Source organism: Marinomonas sp. ATLA20 (assembly GCF_057180105.1).
The window spans coordinates 136230-160989 of sequence record NZ_JBXUKU010000009.1 but is presented as its reverse complement, the minus strand read 5'-3'; the positions used below and the strand labels follow the sequence as shown (position 1 = coordinate 160989).

Sequence of the window (24760 nt, the reverse complement as noted above, 5' to 3'; positions counted from 1 at the left end):
TCGAATCGGTTAAAAACCAATCCGGACAATCTTCTGAAGCCTCCAGCGAGCGCCCACACAAATTATCTGATTATCTATTTTAAAGAGCGTCGCCACACATGCTGTGTGGCTGAGGTCGTGTATAATACAGACTATTTTTACCTATGCAACCATTTTTAAATAAAAAAGCCACTGCATCCAAAAAAATACAGTGGCTTTTTTCATACAACCAACGCTCAGCTATTTAATTTCAAGCGTTTGCGCTTCAATTTTAGCTTTCCACTCAGCAGGCCCTGTTAAATGAACAGATGTCCCCAAGGTGTCAACCGCGACAGTTACAGGCATATCGACAACATCAAATTCATAGATTGCTTCCATGCCTAATTCAGGAAAGGCAACAACATCTGCTTTTTTGATTGCTTTAGATACCAAATAAGCCGCACCACCCACTGCCATTAAATAGACAGCGCCAAATTCCTTGATTGCTTCAATAGCAACTGGACCGCGCTCAGATTTACCTATCATTCCAAGCAGACCTGTCTTATCTAGAATCGTGCGAGTAAATTTATCCATTCTAGTGGCCGTAGTTGGCCCAGCTGGCCCAACCGCCTCATCTCTTACTGGATCAACAGGTCCGACGTAATAAATAAAGCGCCCTTTAAGATCAACAGGGAGCTCCTCGCCGTTAGCGATCATCTCAACCATTTTCTTATGAGCTGCATCACGACCCGTTAACATCTTGCCGTTCAACAATACTGTTTCACCAGGTTGCCATTCCTTAACCTGTTCAGGCGTAATAGTATTCAGATCGACTCGACGAACACTTTCACCTACTTCCCAAGTTATTTCTGGCCAGTCATCCAGTGATGGCGGAACCAAATCTGCAGGACCAGAACCATCCAATACAAAGTGTGCATGACGCGTTGCAGCACAATTAGGAATCATAGCAACAGGTAGCGAAGCGGCGTGAGTTGGATAATCCATAATTTTCACATCAAGAACTGTCGTTAAACCACCAAGTCCCTGCGCACCAATACCTAAATTATTAACAGCATCAAAGATAGCAAGACGAAGCTCTTCGACACGAGTTTGCGGACCACGCTCTTTCAATTCATGAATATCGATTGGCTCCATCAGAGATTCCTTCGCCATAACCATGGCTTTCTCTGCCGTACCACCAATACCTATACCCAACATACCTGGAGGACACCAGCCTGCTCCCATTGTAGGAACCGTCTTCTTAACCCATTCAACAATATCATCCGACGGATTAAGCATAGCCAATTTAGATTTGTTTTCGGAGCCACCGCCTTTAGCAGCAACATGAACCTCAACAGTATCACCAGGCACTACTTCCATATGAATAACAGCAGGAGTATTGTCTTTGGTGTTTTTACGAGCACCAGCAGGATCAGCAAGAATAGAAGCACGTAAAACATTGTCAGGGTGAAGATAAGCACGACGCACACCTTCATTAATCATATCAGTAACGCTTCTAGTACTTTCCCACTGAACATTCATACCAATTTTAACAAACACGGTAACGATACCAGTATCCTGACAAATTGGACGTTTACCCTCAGCACACATGCGCGAATTAATAAGGATTTGCGCCATCGAATCTTTCGCAGCCTTACTTTCTTCTCGCTCGTATGCTTCATGTACCGCTTTTACGAAATCCAGAGGGTGGTAATAAGAGATAAACTGCAATGCGTCTGCAACGCTATCAATCAGATCATCTTCTTTAATAATGCTCATGCTTCTCTCCTGCTGAGTATTACGATTAAATCGAAAACGAAATGGTAAAAGATGCAGCCCTGCAAAGAAAGCACTAAGGTGTGTTTTAAAGAAATATACCCCTCATCAATCAAATGAATGAGGGGTATAAGCTTGGGCGGTTAGTAAATTTGCTGGCTAAGAAATTTAGCGGTTAGCTTTCTGCTCTCTATCAGTCTTTGGTTTTTGAACAGAATGCTGAATATATTCTTCTAAAATTTGAGCGGTGAATTTTTCTCGCTCAGGTAGGGAGGAAATGCGCTCTGCCTCCCAATTGATCAGGCGAATAAAGACGGAGTATTTTTTAATGAACCCATAACCGATATCCCTAACACCGACATCATTCGCCTCCATTAGGTAAATCACTTGCTCTAGATTCTTCTGCGTTTCAAATTGACCACCCTCACTCGCCGCGACAAGCAAACGCTGAATATGCTGAATTGGGTTTTCAGAAGTACGCGACTCTTTTTTTGCTAAACTAGAAGTTAAAAACTTATCCAACATTTCTTCAGTGTGTGCTTCTCTCGCATGCACATCTGAAATCAACGCAGATTCACGCTCCAACAAACGAATAAATAAACTTTTATTCTTAATATCAGAGAACTCCAAATCCTTAAGAGACAAACCATTTTCAGACATTATATCAATAACTTTTTCATACGAAGCTGTAGCATCCTCACCAATAGACACCGCAAGAACCAGATGTCTACGAAGCTCATGCATAATTTTAGCTGCTCGATAGTCTTCTTTTCGCTGCAAATGCTGTTTAAACGTTTCTTTGTTTTTCGCCAGAGCATGACTAATTACATCATAACCTTGAACCGCCTCTTGCTCATCTCTCAATCGAGCCATTCGTATCTTAGTACAGCTATCTTCCCAAGCCTCATAAGATTTCGCTCTCGCTTGAAACGCTCGTTCAATGGCCTCTTCAAAACTCTGCTCAATTCGAGCCCTCTCGGCGCGCTCCTGCACCTCACCTTGCTCATGCTCGTAACGCTTCTGTTTTTTAAGCTGCAAATTCTCTTGAGCCAATAAAAGCTGTTTATCTAATGCTTCGATATCAGTTTGAATTTTAGCTTCATCGAAATCCGCAAGCTTTTCATATATTTTTGACCAATAATCATCTTCAACAAATGGCACATTAGGATCACTGGTAGCGTATTGTGTTTTTAATGTTTCAGTGAATTCATGATTGTCTGGACGGAAAGCTTTAGCTGCATCAATAACATTATCGCTTGACGCAAAGCTCGCAGAGCGATCATGCTCACCCCCATCAACAAGAGAGTCCGCTGCAACATCCATATCATCCAATACACTTTCAGCCGTCATGCTATCTTCACCGAAACCATCATCAACCCCAAAGAATGGCTCAACATCTTCACATTGAGCCTCCATATCATCAGCAACATGATCACTATGATCAGCCATCTTATTTTTACTAACAGCGCCTTCGGACTCAGACAAAGTCTGATCACCAAAAGACGCATCAACATTATAAAAACCAGAAAGATCCATATCATCAAGAATAGTGCGAGCTGACTCATAAGCTCGACTTGGGTCGTTATCCTTTTCACTGAAACGACGCTGATAGACGGACCCTTCGGAGGATGATTTTACAGCGGGCTCTTTTTGATAACGCGGAGCCGTTCCTCCCCAACTAACACGGTAAAGCATAGAGCGATCACACAACTGCAAAATAGGAAGCTCTCTTTGAGCCACCTGATATTGCCTAATCAAAGATTCAGCATGACGCAACGCCATAACGGACTCACTTGAATTAGAGGAAGTTGCTAAATTCAGTAATTTAACAACTTTCTGTATGGCCTTCTTCCTTTTGCTGATGCTCATAAAACATACTTTCCAAGTTGGCTATTTTTTACTCAGTATAGAATACAAAATCAGGGCATTTTCTCAATAGTAAAGTTCAGCCCCATCATCACTAGGCAATGTCAAATCATCACTAAGCAATGAATGAACCTTTTGCAAAATTCCAGCCAACTCTTCCTTTGAATACGCAACAGCATCAAACTTACCCCAAACTGGGCTAGGCCAGCATGAATCAGTCTTATAACGAACAATATGATGTACGTGCAATTGCGGCACCTGATTGCCCAAAGCGGCAACATTTAGCTTGTCCGCAGAAAAGGCATCATGCAAGGTCTCCGCTAACAAACAGCTCTCCACCATTAATTGCTGACGGTCTTCTTCTACCAATTGATATATTTCACCGATATCATTTCTTTGAGGTACAAGTATAAACCAAGGAAATTGTGCATCATTCATAAGACGCAACTGACACAATGAGAAGTGCCCAACAAGAATAGAATCACGACCTAACACTGGATTTAACTCAAACATCTTTACATCTTCCTATTTACAAAAATGGCTTTCGAAAGCACTATAGCACCCTATTTTTAAAACTCTCAGAGACTTGGAGCCCGCATGACTGATATGCAATGTGCCATAAATGCACAAGCAAAATTAGCCGAATGTCCTCGTTGGGACGAGCGCACTCAGACGCTCTATTTTGTCGATATTGATTCTTTCATACTATACGCTTACGACACAAAATCAAAAGAACTAGAAAAACGTGAATTTGATGAAGAAATCGGCTGTTTTTCCCTAGCAGAAAATGGCGGATTCATTGCCGCTTTCCGCACAGGCGTTTATACATTCGAACACTTCACTGCCGACTTAACACCCTACTGGCTTGCCACTTACGATCAAAAAACAACACGTTTTAATGATGGACGCTGTGACGCCAAAGGTCGTTTCCTCGCTGGTACTATGTATTCACCGAAAGATGCCTTTAATGGTGCTTTACACCAGTTCTCACAAGGTAAAGAAAACCTGATAGATCAAGCAGCTTGGACGTCAAACGGTTTGGCCTTTTCTCCAGATAACACCATTATGTATTACTCAGATACACCCAACCATGTGGTTTATCAGTTCGACTATGACTTAGAGACAGGCTCAGCAACCAATAAACGCGTTTTTGTTCAATTTCCACACGGAAACGGCCGCCCAGACGGCGCAGCAGTTGATTGTGAAGGCAATTACTGGTCTGCCCTTTACCAGGGACAACGCGTAGTCAAAATTAGCCCTCAAGGTGAAATTCTAGAAGAATATCCCGTTCCTGCAACTTACCCAACTATGGTTGCGTTTGGCGGGCCGGAAATGAAAACATTATTTGTGACCACTTGCCGTGGCGCACAAACAGAAGAAGAGCTAAAGCAATTCCCCCAAGCAGGCGGAATCTTCGCTCTTGAAACAAACACAAAAGGCCAAATAGAGCCTCGTTTTGCAGGCTAAACGCTTTTTTGTAATTTATAAATCTTACAATTAAACTTTAATCACCTAACTTTAAAGTACCGATACTATTATGCGCGCAAGCAACTATTTATTTTCTACCCTACGTGATGCACCAACAGATGCCGTTGTCACCAGCCACCAACTAATGGTTCGTGCCGGTATGATCCGCCAAATCTCTAAAGGTCTATACACTTGGCTACCAACAGGATTAAAAGTTTTTCGCAAAGTCGAGAGCATTGTTCGTGATGAAATGGAAAAGGCAGGATCTCTTGAAGTAATGATGCCGGGCGTACAACCCGCAGAATTATGGCAAGAAACCGGACGTTGGCAGAAATATGGGCCAGAATTACTTCGCATGCAAGATCGCCACGGTCGCGATTATTGTCTTGGTCCGACCCATGAAGAAGTTATTACCGAACTTGCGCGCAACGAATTAACTAGTTACAAACAGCTACCGATGAATTTCTTTCAAATTCAAACCAAGTTTCGTGACGAAGTACGCCCTCGCTTTGGTGTGATGCGTTCTCGCGAATTTTGCATGAAAGACGCTTACTCATTTCATGTTGGCGCAGAGTCATTACAAGAAACTTATGACGTAATGCATAAAGCATACTGCAATGTATTCGACCGTATCGGCCTTGATTATCGCCCGGTTCGTGCAGATACTGGCAGTATTGGCGGCGCTTTCTCACATGAATTCCACGTTTTAGCAGATTCAGGTGAAGATGACATTGCGTTCAGTGATTCGTCAGATTTTGCGGCAAATATTGAGCTTGCAGAAGCTATTTGTTTAAAAGAAAAAGCCGATGCACCAACCCAAGAACTCGTTGAAGTATTTACGCCTGATTGCAAAACTATCGCGAAAGTAGCGGAGTTCTTGAAACTAGATGTGACAAGCACGGTAAAAACCATGCTTGTGAAAGCCATAGATGAAAATGAGCAGCCAAGCATTGTTGCTCTCGTCCTACGTGGTGACCACAACATCAATGAAATCAAAGTAGAAAAACTAGCAGGTATCGTTACGCCATTTGAATTCGCCGACGAAGCCGATATCGTAGCTAAAACAGGCTGCGCTCCAGGCTCCATTGGTCCACAAGGTTTAGTCGAAAAAGGCATTCGTGTTATCGCTGATCGCTCAGCGGCTGTTATGTCTGACTTCTGCGCTGGCGCCAACAAAGATGACTACCACGTTACCGGTCTAAATTGGGAGCGCGACTGCGCGGCATTCGAAGTTGCCGACATCCGCAATGTTGTTGAAGGCGATCCATCTCCTGACGGACAAGGCACTATCGTTATTAAGCGTGGTATCGAAGTGGGCCACATTTTCCAGCTTGGTCAACAATATGCCGAAGCGCTTAAAGCAACCGTTCTAGATGAAAATGGTAAAGCGCAAGTCATGCACATGGGCTGTTATGGTATTGGTGTTTCTCGTATTGTCGCTGCTGCAATCGAACAAAACTTCGATGAACAAGGCATTTTATGGCCGGAAAGCATCGCGCCATTCGATATTGCTATTGTTGCGATGAACTACGACAAATCCGAAGCGGTACGTACAGAATGCGATCGCCTATATACAGAACTAAAAGCTAAAGGCTTGGACGTATTGCTAGACGACCGCAAAGAACGCCCAGGGGTTAAATTTGCAGATTGCGAACTTCTAGGTATTCCGCATCGTTTAGTTGTGGGTGATAAAGGCCTAGAAAAGGGCACACTAGAATATAAATATCGCAAAGCAGGTGAAAACGAAGACATCGCTATCGCTGATGCAGTCGAGTTTATTCTAAGCAAAAAGTAAAATCGTCAAGCCTAACGGAAGCTACCACTTCCGTTAGGCTTTTTCATGCGAACAACGACCAGGAAAGTAGACATGACAACTATTTACCACAACCCTCGCTGCTCAAAATCTCGCCAAACCTTACAGCTTTTAGAAGAGCACAACATCCAGCCTGATATTCGCTTATATTTGCAAGACAATCCTAGCATCGAAGAAATAAAAACATTGCTTGCACAGCTATCCGTAACACCACTGGAACTCATGCGCACAAAAGAAGCCACCTACAAAGAACTTGGTTTAAACAAAGATTCTACAGATGAAGAGCGCTTGCAAGCCATGCATGCAAACCCAAGCCTAATTGAGCGCCCTATCGTCATACACAACAATAAAGCAAAGATTGGTCGCCCGCCGGAAGATGTCTTAGCCTTATTCAAATGAATGAGAGCCACAAAACAGGAAGCACTGAATGACTCAATCAGCTTACGTATTAGTTTTGTTTTATAGTCGCCACGGCTCAGTTTCAACGATGGCGAAGCATATAGCCCGTGGCATCAACAAAGTGAGCGGCATGGAGGCAAAAATTCGCCAAGTGCCAGAAGTGTCCGACACAACAAAAGTCGCCGCACCTGCATTACCGGATGATGGCGCCCCTTATTGCACCCTAGAAGAGTTGGCAGACTGCTCAGGGCTTGCTATAGGCTCACCATCCTATTTTGGTAGCATGGCTGCGCCTCTAAAGCACTTCATCGATCAAACATCCACACTCTGGTTGACTGGTCAACTGATCGACAAACCCGCTTGTGGTTTCACCAGCGCTAGCACCATGCATGGTGGCCAAGAACAGTGCATCTATAGCATGATGACACCATTAATTCATCACGGCATGGTCTGGCTTGGATTGCCGTATAAAAATAAAGAACTCATCAGCACACAGGCTGGCGGAACACCTTATGGTGCAAGCCACCTAGCGGACAACACGCATGAGACCGCACTAACAGATGACGAAAGAGCCCTATGCGAAGCACAGGGTAAACGCCTTGCCGAAATGGCCCTAAAGCTAAAAAAATAAGCTTTACCAAGCATCACTCAAAACAAACCAGACAAAACCAAAAAGCCGCAACATAAACATTATGCTGCGGCTTTTTATCAACTTTCTATTGACCGCTGCCCTGTAATTATCAAAGCGCTGCCAACCTCAATCTGAGATTAATGCCTCGGCAACTCAACGTCTTTAAACAGCGCCTCAACATCTTGTCGATTACCCGCCTCCATTGCAGCCATAACAACATCTTTGGTTAAATGAGGCGCAAAAGATTCAATAAATTTATACATATAGCCACGAATAAATGTATTACTGCGAATACCGATTTTTGTACAGCTATCCGCAAACAAGTGCGATGCATCAAGGGCAACCAAATCGGCATCCTGCATTTCATCATGCGCCATTGAAGCAACAATACCAACACCGAGCCCCAATCGAACGTAAGTCTTAATGACATCAGAATCAGCCGCAGTGAAAACAACATTTGGCTGCAATTCAGCATCTTGAAATGCCTGATCCAATTGAGATCGACCTGTAAAGCCAAACACATAAGTGACTATAGGGTATTCAGCCAATGCTTGCAGAGTGAGTTTTTTCACTTGTGCCAATGGATGGTCTTTTGGCACAACCACTGAGCGGTTCCACGTATAACAAGGCAACATCACCAAATTACCAAACAACTCCAACGCTTCTGTGGCAATAGCAAAATCCACCACACCGTCGTTTGCCATTTCCGCAATTTGCATGGGTGTTCCTTGATGCATATGCAAACTCACTTCAGGATAACCCTCAATAAATTGATTAATCACTTTAGGCAAAGCATATCGAGCTTGTGTATGCGTCGTTGCTATATCCAGCGACCCCTTACGCTCATCACTAAACTCCTTCGCCACACGCTTAATATTTTGCGTCTGGCTCAGCACTTCACCTGCTAAAGCAATGATTTTCTCACCCGCAGGCGTCACATGTGTTAAATGCTTCCCACTTCTCGCGAAAACCTCAACACCAAGCTCATCTTCCAAAAGACGAATCTGCTTACTAACGCCTGGTTGTGACGTATACAAACTTTGTGCAGTGGCCGACACGTTTAAGTCATGACGTGCCACTTCCCATATATACCTAAGCTGCTGTAATTTCATCGTCGGCCTTATTCGAAAAAGAGTTAAAAACATAATAAAATATTACTTTATAGAATAGTAAAAAACCTCTAGTGTTGCCAGCTTAAATAACTTCAATATGGCTTTCTGATGGATTTTCTTTGGTACATTTGTGCTGGTGCAGCGGTTGGTTTGGCCGTGGGCATCACAGGCGTTGGTGGTGGCTCATTAATGACTCCACTTTTATTAATGTTTGGCTTCCCTCCTCACATCGCTATCGGCACTGACCTTATGTACGCTGGCATTGCAAAAAGTACCGGCGTTGTTATGCATGCTAAACGTGGCAATGTAAATTGGAAAATAGTTTTCGCCATGGCTGCAGGTAGCATTCCCGCGTCTCTTATAACCGTTTGGGCATTGTCACAATTTGAAAAGCCCGATCATTATCAAGAAATCTTAACCAGCACATTAGGCATAATGCTTGTTCTCACCGCTATAGTTATACTATTCAGAGCGAAATTGACCAAGGCAATAAGCTTCGATATATCCGAAAATCAAAGCACTAGAATTATTTTTTTATGTGGATTTATTTTAGGAACATTAGTTACCCTTACTTCCGTCGGCGCTGGCGCATTAGGAACGGCCATCATGATGATATTATTTCCAGCCATGAGAGCAAAAAACATTGTAGGTACGGATCTGGCTCATGCCGTCCCCCTTACGCTCGTTGCAGGCACAGGGCACATCTTCTTAGGCAACGTTGACTATTCATTACTCGCCGCCCTATTGATTGGCTCGATCCCAACAATCTATGTTGGTACTCGCATCGCAACCCATGTACCCAATCATGTTTTACAACCGATACTAGCAACCGCTTTACTCTCATTCGGCGTGAAGTATCTTTTCTTCTAAAAAATCGAAAAATCACAGTTAAGCGGTTCATTCAAAGAGAAAAACACGATATTGTAAACAGCTATAACTAAAAGCAAAAAAGCAGGAAACCCCGCAATGAGTAACAAACGTCTTGAAGACTTAAATATTGCCTCCTTTACCCCTCTGGTAACGCCGAGTCAATTAAAGAAAGAGCTGCCAGTTAGCGAAAATGTTAGCAGCCATATAGCGGAGTCCCGCGATATTATAAAAAACATCATGGATGGCAAAGATCACCGCCTAGCTATCGTAATTGGGCCATGCTCAATACATGATCCAAAAGCCGCATTAGATTATGCAACACGCCTAAAAGCGCTTGCTGAAAAATTAGATGACACCTTATATATCATTATGCGCGCATACTTTGAAAAACCACGCACAACCGTGGGCTGGAAAGGCCTTATTAACGACCCAAATCTAGATGGCTCTTTTGATATAAATAAAGGCCTGCGTATAGGCAGAAAACTTCTGATTGATCTTGCTGAGCTAGGCCTACCACTAGCAACCGAAGCACTGGACCCGATTTCACCGCAGTATATCCAAGACTTGATTAGCTGGTCAGCTATTGGTGCACGCACAACCGAGTCACAAACACACCGTGAAATGGCATCAGGCCTATCTGGACCAGTTGGCTTTAAAAATGGTACAGACGGCGGGTTAACGGTTGCTATCAACGCCATGCAATCTGTCTCTCATCCACATTCTTTCTTAGGAATTAATGAAGAAGGTCAGGTTACCGTTGTAAACACCAAAGGCAACGATTATGGTCATGTCGTTCTACGTGGCGGTGGTGGAAAACCAAACTACGAAGCGGAATTTGTTGCCGAAGCTGAACAAGAGCTAACAAAAGCCAAGCTTAAAATGAACATCATGGTAGATACCTCCCATGAAAACTCCAGCAAGAAACCTGAACGCCAAATTACCGTTTCTGAAAATGCGACTCAACAAATCCTTGATGGCAACCAATCTATTATGGGTCTGATGATTGAAAGCAATATTGGCTGGGGCAACCAAAAAGTACCCGCCAACTTAAGTGATCTAGAATACGGCGTATCTATTACGGATGCTTGTATTGACTGGGAAACGACAGAAAAAGCGTTGACAGAAATGGCCAACAGCTTGCGTGCCGTACTTCCAAAACGCCAGCGTGTATAAATAGTTCTTTATTAAACAAGAAACTATATAAAAAAAGGGGGAGTCGCAATTTAGCGACTCCCCCTTTTTTCATACAAAAACTTCTTACAAGACAAACCTACATAAAAGCGTTGTCTGTCACAGTATGATCTGTTGAATCTTTCACACCAGTAAGCGCAGGAACTTTTTCAATCAACGTTTTTTCCACACCTTCTTTAAGAGTCAAATCAACAGCGCTACAGCCTTGGCAACCACCGCCAAACTTCAGCACAGCAATTTGCCCATCAATTACTTCAAGCAAGCTAACTTCACCACCATGAGCGGCTAAGCCAGGGTTGATGTCAGAATACAAAACATAATTGATTTGATCTTCAATTGAACTATCAGCCGTGACTTTCGGCATTTTTGCATTAGGCGCTTTAATGGTCAGCTGGCCGCCCATTTTTTCGGTAGCGTAATCAACAAAAGCCTCATCTAAAAAGTTTACTGACATTTTTTCAATGTAAACTTTTAATTTTGGGAGATTCAAAATCTCATCTGTCTCATTTACCTCGTCTGGACGACAATAAGCAAGACAAGTTTCAGCATAGGGCGTACCTGGCTGCTGGATAAAAATTCGCACAGCAATACCTTCTACACCTTGTTTTTCTAGCAAAGAAGAAAGATATTCTTGGGCACCATCAGTAATTGTAATATTCATAATAACCCTTTCAAAATCTACACAACGATTAATGGTGTTTATATTACAGCAGATGACGAACAAAGCCAAAGACCAAGTAAAAAAGTAGGGTATTTTTCCTCTTTCTTTTTGCTGCTTTTAAGATTAAATAAATTCCGAATAAGCCTTATTATGAAAACCACTAAAGATATAGGTAAATATTCATTTTTAGAATAAAGGATATTTGCTAACATGGCTCAACTAAAATTTCTTAACCACGGTTCATTTCACTATGTATCAATATGACGCCATTGACCAACAGCTTGTTGAAGAGCGTGTAGCACAATTTCGCGATCAAACACGCCGCTATTTAAATCAAGAATTGAGCGAACAAGAATTTCTACCATTGCGCCTCCAAAACGGCCTTTACGTACAACGCTACGCACCAATGTTGCGAATTGCGATCCCATACGGAATGCTTTCTAGCGCTCAATTGCGCAAACTGGCCGACATCAGCTGCCGTTATGACAGATCATACGGACACTTCAGCACTCGCCAGAATCTACAATTGAATTGGCCTAAAATAGAAGATGTGCCAGATATTTTGGCAGAACTCGCGGAAGTTCAAATGCACGCGGTTCAAACAAGCGGCAATTGTATTCGCAATACGACAACCGACCAGTACGCTGGCGTTATATCAGACGAGACAGTCGATCCGCGCCCATACTGTGAACTGATTCGCCAATGGTCCACTTTCCATCCTGAGTTTGCATTCTTGCCACGCAAATTTAAGATTGCGGTTAATGCCACCGAGTCTTCTGACCGTGCTGCGACCCAAGTACACGATATTGGCTTGCACATCAAAAAGAACGAAGCTGGCGAAATTGGTTTTAAAGTCATTGTTGGTGGTGGTCTAGGCCGTACCCCAATGGTGGGCGTAACCATTAGCGAATTCATTCCACGAGTAGACCTACTTACCTACTTAGATGCGATTATTCGCGTGTACAACCAGCAAGGTCGTCGCGACAATAAATACAAAGCTCGAATTAAAATACTGGTTAAAGCACTGGGTATAGAAGAGTTTCGTAGCCGAGTTGACGCGGAATGGGCTCACTTGAAAGGCAAAGAAAGCACAGTTCCAATGAGTGAATTCGAACGTTTACAAGGCTTCTTTAGCGAACCTAATTATGACGCGTTAGAAAACAACCCAGCGAACTTAACTAGCAAGCTAGCTGAAAGTGCAGGATTTGCTCGCTGGTTTGAACGTAACACGTTCGAGCACAAAAAAGCGGGCTACCGCATTGTAACGCTAACACTTAAAAAAGCCGGTCAAGCACCTGGCGACGCTACTGCTGAACAAATGCATAAAGCCGCTGACCTAGCCGACCAATTTAGTTTTGGCGAATTACGTGTAAGCCACGAACAAAATCTAGTACTTGCTGATGTTCGTCAAGAGGAACTAGTTAATTTATGGGAAGCTGCAAAAGAAGCGGGCTTTGCCACACCAACTCTTGGCTTATTGACTGACATGATTTGCTGCCCTGGTGGAGATTTCTGTGCGTTAGCTAACGCAAAATCCATTCCGATTGCCGCACAAATTCAAGAAACATTTAATGATCTTGACTACCTCTATGACCTTGGAAATATTGATTTAAATATTTCAGGCTGCATGAACGCGTGCGGTCATCACCATGTTGGTAATATCGGTATTCTAGGTGTAGACAAAAAAGGAGAAGAGTTCTATCAAATCTCTATCGGTGGCGCCTCAGGCCACGATGCGAGCATTGGTAAGATTCTCGGCCCATCATTTGCTCAAGAAGAAATCAGCAGCGTTATTCAAAAGCTGATGGATGTTTATGTTGCGAATCGTACAGAAGAAGAACGTTTTATAGACACTTACCGCCGCGTTGGCATCACACCATTTAAAGAGGCCGCTTATGCCAAAGCTAATTAAAAACGGCGAAATAGTCGACAATACTTATAACTGGCTACAAGATGCTGAACAAACCGTTACGCAAGACAGTATTGTGGCAGCCCAAAAATGGTTATCCGAAAAAGAGACCATTGGCAATGTTGCTGGTATTTGGCTTGAAGCTGGTGATGGCGTTGAGTTCCTGCAAGATGTGGACTTAAGTCAGTTTGATGTTATTGGTGTGCATTTTCCAGCATTCACTGATGGCAGAGGTTTTTCCTACGCTCGCCTATTAAGAGAAAGATTAAATTACCAAGGCGAAATACGAGCACTTGGTCACTTTATTCCAGACCAATTAGGCTATCTTTTGCGCGTTGGATTCAACAGTTTCCAATTCGGTGAGGAAGTCGATCTAGAAAAAGCGCTAGACTTACACAAGCCTTTCTCAATCGCTTACCAAGGTGACGTAGCAGACCCTAGACCTCTATTCTTGCGTCGCTAAACAAAACATTTTCAATAAACTAACAAGAAAAGGCCATTACGATGGCCTTTTCTATTGCGTATTGGACGTCTCATGATTATCGTACTAAACAGATAAAGTGATTGATTGTTAAAGGAACTAAACGTGTCTAAAAAACGCATTACAGGCCTAATTGTTGGCGCACTACTTTCTGCCACTGCGCATTCTGCGACAGTGTACATTTCTGACATCCAATTTGTCGCCATTCGAGAAGGACTCGATAACAGCACTAGAGCAGTAGAAAGAGGCTTAAAAAGCGGAACTCCACTTGAAGTGATTGATCAAAATGATGGCTATACCAAGGTTCGTACTCCTAGCGGTAACGAAGGCTGGGTTGCAGATTATTTTCTCAGTGAAGACATGGTAACAAGAGATCAGTTAGAGGTATTGCAAACTCGCCTTAGTAGAAATACAGAGAGCAGAACAGAACTTGCAAACACCTTAAAAATTAGCCAACAAAAAATCCAAGAATTAAACGGAACAAACTCCAATCTTCAAGATGAAAATGATTCACTAAAGCAGCAACTTCAAGATGCGGCTGAGTTATCAGAAAAAGCACAAGCAATCGTGTCTCAAAATGAAGATGTCAGCTATCAGATAGCAACCCTTAAAAAACAAGCAAGCACAGCTATCGCGCAAGCAGAAAAACTTCAAGACACCACAGAGCAAAAATGGTTTATGATCGGAGGAGCAACCCTTTTAGGTGGCTTACTACTTGGCATACTACTACCCATGTTACGACGCAAAAAAAGCGGCACAGGTTCTTGGTCTTAAGCAGAGGGCTTCGATTTACATGAGTTTGTAAATGTATAAGGGATAATTAATGGAAGCATCGATAGTACACTCCTTCTTTCTAATATTTGCAGGAGCCGCAGTCGTTGCTTCCATTGCGTTATACACTAAGCAACCAATGATTATCGCCTATATTGCCCTTGGTGTATTATTTGGCCCTTCCGCTCTATCTCTAATCAATGAACCCAAACTGATGGATGAGATGAGTCACATAGGCATCATCTTCTTACTTTTCTTGCTTGGCTTGGACATGCAGCCAAGCCATTTAATAAACATGCTCAAAAAAGCCTCTTGGATTGCCCTACTCAGCTCTGCTGTATTTGCAGCACTAGGTTATGGCGTTGCCATATTATGCGGCTATAGCAGCATTGAAAGTTTAATCATCGGTATTGCTATGATGTTTTCAAGCACGATCGTTTGTATTAAATTACTTCCAACTACGGTATTGCATCACAAGCACACAGGTGAACTTGTGGTTGGCTTGCTTCTATTACAAGATATGATTGCAATCGGCGTGTTACTGGTTTTGTATAGCATGTCTGGGACTGAAGATAATGGCGCCATGCAATACCTAAAACCGCTAGTCGGCCTGCCTCTTTTGGTCGCTGGGGCCTTTTTATTCGTAAAATATATTCTATTAAAACTCATCACTCGATTTGATCGCTTCCATGAATACATTTTCCTAGTATCGATAGGTTGGTGCCTATCGATGGCGGTGCTTGCTGAGACTGCAGGTCTATCTGCTGAAATGGGTGCTTTTATAGCCGGCGTTGCATTAGCAACTAGCCCCATCTCCCAATACATAGCAACCCACCTAAAACCTCTGCGAGATTTTTTCTTAATTCTATTTTTCTTTACTATTGGCGCCAGCTTTAATCTTGACCTACTTGGCATCGTAATTATTCCCGCTTTACTTCTGGCCATCAGCTCAATGCTCATCAAACCCGTTGTTTTTCGCTACTTACTGAAAGGCATAAAAGAAGACGCGAGCACATCTTGGGAAGTTGGCTTTCGCTTGGGCCAAGTAAGTGAATTTTCGCTCTTGATTGCTTATCTAGCTGCCAACATAGGCCTAATTGGCGAAGAAGCTTCCCATGTAATACAGGCAACGGCTATCTTGAGCTTTGCGTTATCCACTTATATTGTCATTTTGAACTTCCCAAACCCTATTGCTATTTCAGATAAATTGCGTCGAGACTAGAAGAATTTGACTGTTTTTACAGGCTAACAAAAGAACTTCTACTACATTTATAAAATGCTTTTATCTTGCCTCTTTCTTTAAGTGTATAAAATATAATAGAATAGCGCGAAATACCTGACTACAAATGCAAAAAGTCTTGTATACTAACGCGCAAATTTCGTCCTCACTTATTTAGAGTAATGTAATGGCTGACTTATCAAAATACAGAAACATCGGTATTTTTGCTCACGTTGACGCGGGCAAAACTACTACTACAGAACGTATTCTTAAACTTACCGGTATGATCCACAAGCTTGGTGAAGTTCACGAAGGTGAATCTACAACAGACTTCATGGAACAGGAAGCTGAGCGCGGTATTACTATCCAGTCTGCGGCTGTAACTTGTTTCTGGAAAGATCACCGTTTTAACGTTATCGACACACCTGGACACGTTGACTTCACAGTAGAAGTATATCGTTCTCTTAAAGTTCTTGACGGTGGCATTGGTGTATTCTGTGGTTCTGGTGGTGTTGAACCACAATCAGAAACTAACTGGCGTTATGCGAACGAATCTGAAGTTGCACGTTTGATCTTCGTAAACAAGCTAGACCGTCTAGGTGCAAGCTTCTACCGTGTAACTGAACAAGTTAAAAAAGTACTAGGCGCGACTCCATTAATCATGGTTCTACCTATCGGTACTGAAGACGAGTTCTCTGGTGTTGTAGATCTTCTTACTCGTAAAGCTTACGTTTGGGATGATACTGGTTTACCTGAAAACTACAGCATTGAAGATGTTCCTGCTGACATGGTTGATCAAGTTGAAGAATACCGTGAAAAACTAATCGAAACAGCAGTTGAACAAGATGACGACCTAATGATGGCGTACATGGACGGCGAAGAGCCATCTATTGACGACCTAAAAACTTGTATCCGTAAAGGTACTCGTGATCTTGCGTTCTTCCCAACATACTGTGGTTCTGCTTTTAAAAACAAAGGCATGCAGCTTCTTCTTGATGCTGTTGTTGATTACCTACCAAGCCCAACTGACGTAATCCCTCAGGATCTTACAGATGAAGAAGGTAATCCAAATGGCGAGAAAGCAATCGTTGATGCTAAAGAGCCATTAAAAGCACTTGCATTTAAAATCATGGATGACCGTTTCGGCGCTCTTACTTTCGTACGTATCTACTCTGGCGTACTAAACAAAGGCGACACTATCCTTAACAGCTTCACGGGCAAAACTGAACGTGTAGGCCGCATGGTAGAAATGCAAGCTGACGACCGTAAAGAAATCAGCACAGCGCAAGCAGGTGATATCCTAGCAATCGTTGGTATGAAAAACGTACAAACTGGTCACACTCTTTGTGATCCTAAGCACCCTTGTACTCTTGAAGCAATGGTTTTCCCTGAGCCAGTTATCTCTATCTCTGTTACACCAAAAGATAAAGGTGGTAACGAGAAAATGGGTATCGCTATTGGTAAAATGGTTGCAGAAGATCCAACTTTCCGCGTTGAAACTGACGTAGACTCTGGTGAAACTATCCTTAAAGGTATGGGTGAGCTTCACCTAGACATCAAAGTTGATATCTTGAAGCGTACTTACGGTGTAGATCTGATTGTTGGTCAACCACAGGTTGCTTACCGTGAAACGATCACTAAGCCTGTTGAAGACACTTACACGCACAAGAAACAATCTGGTGGTTCTGGTCAGTTCGGTAAAATCGACTACCGCATCAAACCAGGTGAAGTGGGCTCTGGCTTCAAATTCTCCTCTTCTGTTGTGGGTGGTAACGTACCAAAAGAGTTCTTCCCAGCTGTAGAAAAAGGCTTCAAGTCTATGATGGAGCAAGGCGTTCTAGCTGGCTTCCCAGTACTAGACGTTGAAATTGAATTGTTCGACGGTGGGTTCCACGCAGTTGACTCTTCTGCAATTGCCTTCGAAATCGCTGCTAAAGGCGCTTTCCGTCAGTCAATTCCAAAAGCTGGTCCACAATTGATCGAACCAATCATGAAAGTTGACGTGTTCACTCCAGATGACCACGTTGGTGATGTTATCGGTGACTTGAACCGTCGTCGCGGCATGATCAAAGACCAAGAGAAAGGTTTGACTGGTGTTCGCATCAAAGCAGACGTTCCTCTATCTGAAATGTTTGGTTACATCAGTACTCTACGTACAATGACTTCTGGTCGTGGTCAGTTCTCTATGGAGTTCTCTCACTACCTACCATGTCCTTCTAACGTAGCTGAAACTGTTATCGCTGCCGTTAAAGACAAGCGTGAAAGAGAAAAGAACTAATTCATAGTTTTTTCTAATCTCTAAAAAAACCCGATACACAATGTGTATCGGGTTTTTTATTGGCCAAAATAAAGCCCACAACTTTTCCTAAAACCTAGACCTAAAGAAATAAAAAAAGCGCCTAAGCGCTTTTTTAGTACCAAACCACGTTTATTAGTGCAATTAGAACGGCACTGGATACTCTTTGAATACTGCCATGGTATCTTTCAACGCCTCTTCAGACAGCGTCATATAAAATGCCGCCATATCTTCTTTAAGCTGTTCAAGAGACGTTGCACCAATAATAGTTGAGCTAACACCGTCCACTTGATCACACCACGCTAACGCAAGCTGAGCCGGTGTAAAGCCATACTTCTTGGCAACTTCCATATAAGCAGCAACAGCTTTTTCAACCAAAGGCGTATCGCGGAAAATACCGTTACGCTGAGAATAAGTCCAACGACTCCCTTCGGGGCGAGCACCACCGAGATATTTTCCCGTTAAAGCACCCGCTGCCAAAGGCGACCATGGTAAGTACGCAACATCTTCATGCACGCAATTCTCAACCAAATATGGCCAATCTTTTGTATGCAGCAAACTAAATTCGTTTTGAATAGAAGCAACGCGCGGTAAACCATGCTTTTCACTAAGGCGAATAAACTCATTAATTCCCCAGGTCGTATCATCCGACAAACCAAAGTGACGAATCTTACCCGCTTTAATGCAAGCATCTAAGCCCTTAAGAATATCTAAAATCTGAGCAGACTGATCATCACGGTCAACATTCGTAAAACTAATAACACCTGGGAAATGCTTCGCAAAGTGAGGTGTTGAACGGTTAGGCCAATGAAGCTGGTAAAGGTCAATATAATCGGTTTGCAAACGCTTCAGAGAAGCATCAACCGCCTCAATCACGGTTTTACCTGAAATATTACTACCATCACGCACATATTTTAGACCTGGACCTGCAATTTTAGTCGCAAGAACAAATTCTTTACGTCGTTCTGGGTTACGAGAAAGCCAATCACCAATGATAGTCTCTGTTTTACCGTAAGACTCTGGTGTCGGTGGTACAGAATACATTTCTGCCGTATCAATGAAATTCACGCCATTTGCTAAAGCGTACTCAATTTGTACATCAGCATCGGCTTGATTGTTTTGAGTGCCCCAAGTCATAGTACCTAAACATACTCGCGAAACAGACAAACCAGTTCGCCCCAACTTACTATATTTCATTCAAAACTCTCCATATTTACTAACAAGATAATCACTAGACGATACATTAAAGCGGCAACCAAAGAACCAATATCGAGCGATATTAGATAAATACAATTCACCAAACCTAACTAGCCAAACAATGATTAGCCAGCAATAATTTCTCGACAAATGGAAACACGATTACGACCCGTGTTCTTAGCCTGATACATAGCCATATCGGCCCTATTTAACAACTCATCAAATTTTTCAGTGCGGTCTAGAGAAGCCAAACCGACACTAACAGTTGCACAGTACAAAGTATTTTCTACACATTGGATAGGCTCTTTCTCGACGTACTTCCGTAACTTCTCAGCCACAGCGTGCGCTTCTATTTTATCGATCATAGGAAGGATAACCACAAACTCTTCACCTCCTATACGACCGATATGCCCGACATTCTTAACCCTCAATATATCGCTACAGACATTTACAATCGCCTTGATCACCCTGTCGCCTACTTCATGACCATATTGATCATTTACTTGCTTAAAATGATCAATATCAATCAACAACACACTAAAAGGCTGCCCTTCATCAATACACTTTTGATACGCATTTTGCGCCATATCCAAAATAGCACGACGATTATAGGTACCAGTCAACTCATCGGTAGTAGCCAGATTTCTTAGTTCTTCTTCTAATTTTTTTTGCTCTTCAATTCGTTGTGTTAATCGCTGCATTTTGATTTCAGCTCTTTTTCGAAAACCCCAACCAAATAGGATCAACACAACGACTAGCACACCGCCACCAGTGGCGATAAACATGTAGTCCTTAGCGAAACTCCAGCCTTCTGATGAATCTAAATTTATCCAATAACGATATATATCCCGTTTCTGCTGCGCTGTAATACTGTCTAAGCTTTTTTGCATAATAGACAACAACGGAGCCCAATCATCCCTTACTGCGAAACGTAAATTCCATTCAAAGCCTGACTCACCCACTACCTTAAGGTTAGTAAGACCATTTTTTTCAATGTAGTAAATAGCAGCCGCGTTGGTTGCGACAATAGCATCCGCCGACCCATAAGATACCATCCGCAGCCCGACTTCTATATCCGAGACTGCTAACGTATTTAATTCTGGGAAATTTTCTAACAAATACTCATAGGATGCGTAATTTTTTATACCAATTACTTTCTTGCCTTTGAGTGCCTCCATTCCCTCTCCGGCAAACTCATTACGAACAATAATTATCTCCGGCAAGCGAATATAAGGTCGAGTAAACAGCATAAACTTACTACGTTCTACGGTTTTTTCAGCGGCTCCCCACATATCCACTCCTCGGGAGCGCCCTTCAGATACCACTTTATCCCAACTGGCAAGCTGTACAATTTCAAGCTTCAACCCCAAGTCAGATTGCTGATCGATTATTTTAATAAAATCAGCGGTAATACCTTGGTATTCATTATTCTCATCAAAAAACTCAACTGGAGGGTAATTTGGCGCGGGCGCAAAGCGAATAACAGGATGTTGATCCAACCAGAGCCGTTCCTCAGCCGTAAATATATCTTTGCCATACAAGATGTCAGCCGCGCCGAATAGAAGCAGATACAAACCACCAAAAAAGCTTCTAGTCAAAAATGCATTTCTCTTCATAACATCCCTATGCACAAAACATTTGCAGCCCAAGATTAAGATAGGAGCATTTAAAAAAACCATATTCTATAGTAATTCAATGACCTGACATTGACCATCCCAGAAAGACCAAACAAAATACAACGACCGACTTATAACAAATATATCAACAATCTAACTTATTCCTCCAACAAGTATTCATAGCGCTGATCCGTTAGAGTTTTCAAAAAAGCAACAATGGCATCCACTCTTCGATCTGGTAAAGCAGGACCTTTTTGCAGATTCTCCAAATCTATATTTTCTGACACCTCAGGTTCCGCCCAAGGCTTACCTGTTTCAGGATTCTCCGTACGACTAGGGTTATTGTATTTATCGTAAAAAAGCACCACGGTACGAAGATCAGTAAACACGCCGTTGTGCATATACGGTCCTGTCACAGCAACATTACGTAAAGAAGGCACTTTAAACTTGCCAGCTTGTTTCTCATCATCAATAGTTGGGTTGTCCAACAAGCCCAGATCCCTTCTTCCATTTTGATGCAAAACATCAGGATTAGCAGGAACACCAATATTACGGTATTCGTAATTCGTAAAGGTTTCTTGGTCGTTTAGCGGAGACGAACTTAACTGATGGCAAGCATTACAATTAGTAAATTGTTGTGAAAAGAACAAAGTTTTGCCCAACTCCTCTTGTGGCGTTAACGCTATCTCGCCACGCAGAGCTCGATCATATTTGGAATCAAATGGCATAAACATAGCCGTTTTCTCGAACGAGGCAATAGAGTCAGTAATAGCCGCATAACCCTTCATAGGATCATTTAAAACATCTTGTCCATATATTGAATTAAACAAGCTTTCATAACGCTCGTTTTCTCTAACTCGATTCACAACTGCCGCACCGCTAGGCAAAGCCATTTCCAAAGGATTTAAGAATGGCCCTTCTGCCTGTTGGGCTAACCCCGATGCACGGCCATCCAAAAACTGACCACCGCGATACTCGCCATTAGACATACGATGAAATGCGGGTGAGAATGCCGCGTAGGCGGCTGTCGGCGTATTGCGACTTCCCATAGATAAACGGTCACTGCCCAATGACACGGCGCCAAATAGCGCATCTCGCCTTTTATCAACAAAGCCGTTCGCTATATCATGGCAAGTACCACAAGACTGATTACGCTCTTTAGACAGGTTAGTATCAAAAAAAAGCTGTGCACCTAACATTGCCTTAGGGTCTGTCATCGCAATCGGAAGCTCAGCAGTGGAATGTGTAGGCTTAGCTTGAGAAACGACCTGTTTAGGTTCGCTACAGGCACAAAGCAGAACTGAAATAGCCACCAGACCAAGGGAAAAACGCAGCATCAACTTTACTCTTATGGAAAATGTTTAATCAAAAAAGAAGTGACATAAATAATACACCCACGAAAACTTGAGTAAAACAACACTGAGCAAACTGATTGAATTAAGCATAAAAAAACGCCAAACAAGAAAAATTTACGATCTTGTTTGGCGTTTAATCAATAACCAAAATTAGCAGCAGTTATCTTTACACTAATTTTGCTCTGGTAAAGTAACATTCAACTCCAACACAGAACAGTCATCCGTATTATCCAACTGTATCTGCACATCTTCGCTGCCAATATTCACATACTTACGAATCACATCAATAATTTCTTGCTGCATCTGCGGCAAATAATCAGGTTGATGGCGTTTACTACGCTCATGAGCAACAATAATCTGCAAACGATCCTTTGCTACAGAAGCTGAGCTAGGAGCACTTTTACTTTTAAAATAATCGAAAATTCCCACTCTAACCCCCTAACAAACGCTTGATAAAGCCTTTCTTCTGAATCTCTAAGAAGCGCAATGGACGCTCCTCACCCATCAAACGATCAACGGCATCCATGTAAGCCAAACCAGCCTCAGATTCCGTATCCAGAATCACGGGAGTACCTTGGTTCGATGCTTTCAACACCGCCTCAGACTCAGGAATTACCCCAAGCAGAGGAATCGCCAAGATATCCTCAACATCAGAGACACTTAACATCTCACCAGACGCAACACGTCCAGGGTGATAACGAGTTAAAAGAAGATGCTCCTCAATCGGCGCTTTACCTTCCTCAGCTCGCTTAGACTTACTTTGCAAGATCCCTAAAATACGATCAGAATCTCGTACCGAAGATACTTCAGGGTTAGTTACTACAATAGCCGCATCAGCAAAATAAAGGGCCATCTGAGCGCCCTTTTCAATACCGGCTGGTGAATCGCAAATAATATATTCAAACTCTTTCGCCAGCTCTTCAAGAACTTCTTGAACACCTTCAATCGTCAGCGCATCTTTGTCACGAGTTTGAGATGCTGGCAAAATGAATAACTCTTTTGTGCGCTTGTCTTTAATCAAAGCCTGAGACAAAGAAGCCTCTTTATTAATGACATTTACAAAATCATAAACCACGCGACGCTCACAACCCATAATCAAGTCTAGATTACGTAAGCCAACATCGAAATCAATAATAACCGTTTTATGACCTTTTAACGCAATACCAGTCCCAATAGCAGCACTGGATGTTGTCTTACCGACACCACCCTTGCCTGAGGTGACTACTATAATTTTTGCCAATGCTATATCCCCCGATAAACTCAAATTAAGCTTATCTAACAAATCAAATGAATAATAAATTTTAAAGCGGTACGATTTCTAAGCTATCGTCAACTAATAACACTTGCGCGCTGTCTTTCCAAACGATATTTTGCAGCGCATCACTCAACATAAAATTACCAGCAATGGAAACCAATTCCGCCTCCATGCTTTTACAAAAAATTCTAGCGTCTACATCACCTTTCACGCCAGCCAACGCACGCCCCCGCAAAGCACCATAGACATGAATATTGCCATCTGCTAATACCTCAGCACCAGCACTAACCTGATTGAGAATAATCAAGTCACCTTCAGAGTACACTTGCTGACCAGAACGAATTGGCTTGCTAATAACTTTGGTCGACTGAGGCACTAAGCGCTCTTCAACAACAGTCTTCACTACTACATCTGGGCTAGTATCATCCTTAATGACTGGAGATGCATTGATTGGTCTTGCTTTGCTGGCAGGTAATAAAGGAATGGTTACCGAAGCATTCCAGACAGGCAATTCTTCAGGATCACATCGCCAACCAATCACACCAAGCCCAAGGGCACTGACCGACTGAATCAGCTCTTCAAATTCTTCTAACCTGATACCACGCTTCATCTTCGAAATATCGATAATGATCGGCGCCTGATTAAAAAAATGCGGAACCTGATCAATCTTCTCTTTTAAATGAAACACAATGTCATCTAGTGAAAAAGTTTGAATTTCTAATAAAACCGTCGTAACAACGCTTCCTTTTAGCCGGAAGCCTGAGTCTGTCATGCAAACTTTCCTTTTTTAAAAACTTAAATGGCTCAAAACACTAAAAAGCCGCACTGAAATTTCACCATCAGCGTTAAAAATCTATTCTATCAAGCTGGATGATTAAAGAAAGACACCTCTACAATGTCTTTACATTCGCTCAATG

The 24760-nt window shown here is 42.5% G+C and carries 22 protein-coding genes; 11 read left to right on the top strand and 11 right to left on the bottom strand.

The window, feature by feature from the left end; genetic code table 11:
- Positions 1–219 precede the first annotated feature (219 nt).
- The 3 genes from AC2A4J_RS15515 to AC2A4J_RS15505 form a co-directional block, all read right to left on the bottom strand.
- Positions 220–1737 carry a fumarate hydratase gene (locus AC2A4J_RS15515; RefSeq protein ID WP_255824732.1) on the bottom strand — a complete coding sequence of 506 codons (1518 nt, stop codon included), beginning with the start codon at positions 1735–1737 and terminating at the stop codon, positions 220–222.
- Positions 1738–1902: 165 nt separating this feature from the next.
- Positions 1903–3603: a DUF2786 domain-containing protein gene (locus AC2A4J_RS15510; protein ID WP_484176667.1), complete on the bottom strand. Its 1701-nt coding sequence runs from the start codon at positions 3601–3603 to the stop codon at positions 1903–1905.
- A 63-nt stretch (positions 3604–3666) separates the two neighbouring features.
- Entirely contained in the window at positions 3667–4113 is a 447-nt protein-coding gene (locus AC2A4J_RS15505; RefSeq protein WP_484176666.1) for an HIT domain-containing protein, read from the bottom strand.
- Positions 4114–4197: 84 nt separating this feature from the next.
- Between AC2A4J_RS15505 and AC2A4J_RS15500 the strand changes: the two genes are divergently transcribed.
- From AC2A4J_RS15500 to wrbA, 4 genes are all read left to right on the top strand, one after another.
- Positions 4198–5067 (top strand): SMP-30/gluconolactonase/LRE family protein, encoded by an 870-nt coding sequence (locus AC2A4J_RS15500; protein WP_255824737.1) that lies wholly within the window; start codon positions 4198–4200, stop codon positions 5065–5067.
- 70 nt (positions 5068–5137) lie between these two features.
- Positions 5138–6862: a proline--tRNA ligase gene (locus AC2A4J_RS15495; protein WP_484176665.1), complete on the top strand. Its 1725-nt coding sequence runs from the start codon at positions 5138–5140 to the stop codon at positions 6860–6862.
- A 72-nt stretch (positions 6863–6934) separates the two neighbouring features.
- Positions 6935–7279 (top strand): arsenate reductase (glutaredoxin), encoded by a 345-nt coding sequence (gene arsC / locus AC2A4J_RS15490; RefSeq protein ID WP_255824740.1) that lies wholly within the window; start codon positions 6935–6937, stop codon positions 7277–7279.
- A gap of 28 nt (positions 7280–7307) precedes the next feature.
- On the top strand, positions 7308–7910 hold the full coding sequence (wrbA, locus tag AC2A4J_RS15485; protein WP_484176664.1) for an NAD(P)H:quinone oxidoreductase: 603 nt from the start codon (positions 7308–7310) through the stop codon (positions 7908–7910).
- Between the two features lie 137 nt (positions 7911–8047).
- Here the strand turns inward: wrbA and cysB are convergent, their stop codons facing one another.
- Positions 8048–9022 carry an HTH-type transcriptional regulator CysB gene (gene cysB / locus AC2A4J_RS15480; protein WP_255824744.1) on the bottom strand — a complete coding sequence of 325 codons (975 nt, stop codon included), beginning with the start codon at positions 9020–9022 and terminating at the stop codon, positions 8048–8050.
- Positions 9023–9130: 108 nt separating this feature from the next.
- Between cysB and AC2A4J_RS15475 the strand changes: the two genes are divergently transcribed.
- Positions 9131–9892, top strand: a complete 762-nt coding sequence (locus AC2A4J_RS15475) for a sulfite exporter TauE/SafE family protein (RefSeq protein ID WP_255824746.1) — start codon at positions 9131–9133, stop codon at positions 9890–9892.
- Positions 9893–9988: 96 nt separating this feature from the next.
- Positions 9989–11065 carry a 3-deoxy-7-phosphoheptulonate synthase gene (locus AC2A4J_RS15470; RefSeq protein ID WP_484176663.1) on the top strand — a complete coding sequence of 359 codons (1077 nt, stop codon included), beginning with the start codon at positions 9989–9991 and terminating at the stop codon, positions 11063–11065.
- Between the two features lie 97 nt (positions 11066–11162).
- Here the strand turns inward: AC2A4J_RS15470 and nfuA are convergent, their stop codons facing one another.
- Complete coding sequence (gene nfuA / locus AC2A4J_RS15465) at positions 11163–11744, bottom strand: Fe-S biogenesis protein NfuA (protein ID WP_255824750.1); 582 nt, start codon at positions 11742–11744, stop codon at positions 11163–11165.
- A 250-nt stretch (positions 11745–11994) separates the two neighbouring features.
- Between nfuA and AC2A4J_RS15460 the strand changes: the two genes are divergently transcribed.
- The 5 genes from AC2A4J_RS15460 (at position 11995) to fusA (ending at position 18402) form a co-directional block, all read left to right on the top strand.
- Positions 11995–13656, top strand: coding sequence for a nitrite/sulfite reductase (locus AC2A4J_RS15460; RefSeq protein WP_484176662.1), 1662 nt, complete (start codon positions 11995–11997; stop codon positions 13654–13656).
- Positions 13640–14116 carry a DUF934 domain-containing protein gene (locus AC2A4J_RS15455; protein ID WP_484176661.1) on the top strand — a complete coding sequence of 159 codons (477 nt, stop codon included), beginning with the start codon at positions 13640–13642 and terminating at the stop codon, positions 14114–14116. Before AC2A4J_RS15460 ends, AC2A4J_RS15455 begins: the two co-directional genes overlap by 17 nt.
- Positions 14117–14239: 123 nt before the next feature.
- On the top strand, positions 14240–14908 hold the full coding sequence (locus AC2A4J_RS15450; RefSeq protein WP_484176660.1) for a TIGR04211 family SH3 domain-containing protein: 669 nt from the start codon (positions 14240–14242) through the stop codon (positions 14906–14908).
- Positions 14909–14957: 49 nt separating this feature from the next.
- Positions 14958–16127, top strand: coding sequence for a cation:proton antiporter domain-containing protein (locus tag AC2A4J_RS15445; RefSeq protein ID WP_484176659.1), 1170 nt, complete (start codon positions 14958–14960; stop codon positions 16125–16127).
- Between the two features lie 184 nt (positions 16128–16311).
- Complete coding sequence (gene fusA, locus AC2A4J_RS15440) at positions 16312–18402, top strand: elongation factor G (RefSeq protein WP_484176658.1); 2091 nt, start codon at positions 16312–16314, stop codon at positions 18400–18402.
- Between the two features lie 162 nt (positions 18403–18564).
- On the opposite strand, the gene AC2A4J_RS15435 is transcribed toward fusA, so the two are convergent.
- The 6 genes from AC2A4J_RS15435 to minC form a co-directional block, all read right to left on the bottom strand.
- A complete protein-coding gene (locus AC2A4J_RS15435; protein WP_484176657.1) occupies positions 18565–19617 on the bottom strand; it encodes an aldo/keto reductase in 1053 nt (350 codons plus the stop codon).
- Between the two features lie 125 nt (positions 19618–19742).
- The gene (locus AC2A4J_RS15430) at positions 19743–21215 is read right to left on the bottom strand and encodes a transporter substrate-binding domain-containing diguanylate cyclase (RefSeq protein ID WP_484176656.1); all 1473 of its coding nucleotides are present in this window, start codon (positions 21213–21215) and stop codon (positions 19743–19745) included.
- 176 nt (positions 21216–21391) lie between these two features.
- Entirely contained in the window at positions 21392–22570 is a 1179-nt protein-coding gene (locus AC2A4J_RS15425; protein ID WP_484176655.1) for a cytochrome-c peroxidase, read from the bottom strand.
- A gap of 189 nt (positions 22571–22759) precedes the next feature.
- Positions 22760–23017 carry a cell division topological specificity factor MinE gene (minE, locus tag AC2A4J_RS15420; protein WP_110572897.1) on the bottom strand — a complete coding sequence of 86 codons (258 nt, stop codon included), beginning with the start codon at positions 23015–23017 and terminating at the stop codon, positions 22760–22762.
- A gap of 1 nt (position 23018) precedes the next feature.
- Positions 23019–23828, bottom strand: a complete 810-nt coding sequence (minD, locus tag AC2A4J_RS15415; RefSeq protein ID WP_255824770.1) for a septum site-determining protein MinD — start codon at positions 23826–23828, stop codon at positions 23019–23021.
- A gap of 61 nt (positions 23829–23889) precedes the next feature.
- Positions 23890–24615 (bottom strand): septum site-determining protein MinC, encoded by a 726-nt coding sequence (gene minC, locus AC2A4J_RS15410; protein WP_255824772.1) that lies wholly within the window; start codon positions 24613–24615, stop codon positions 23890–23892.
- Positions 24616–24760 lie beyond the last annotated feature (145 nt).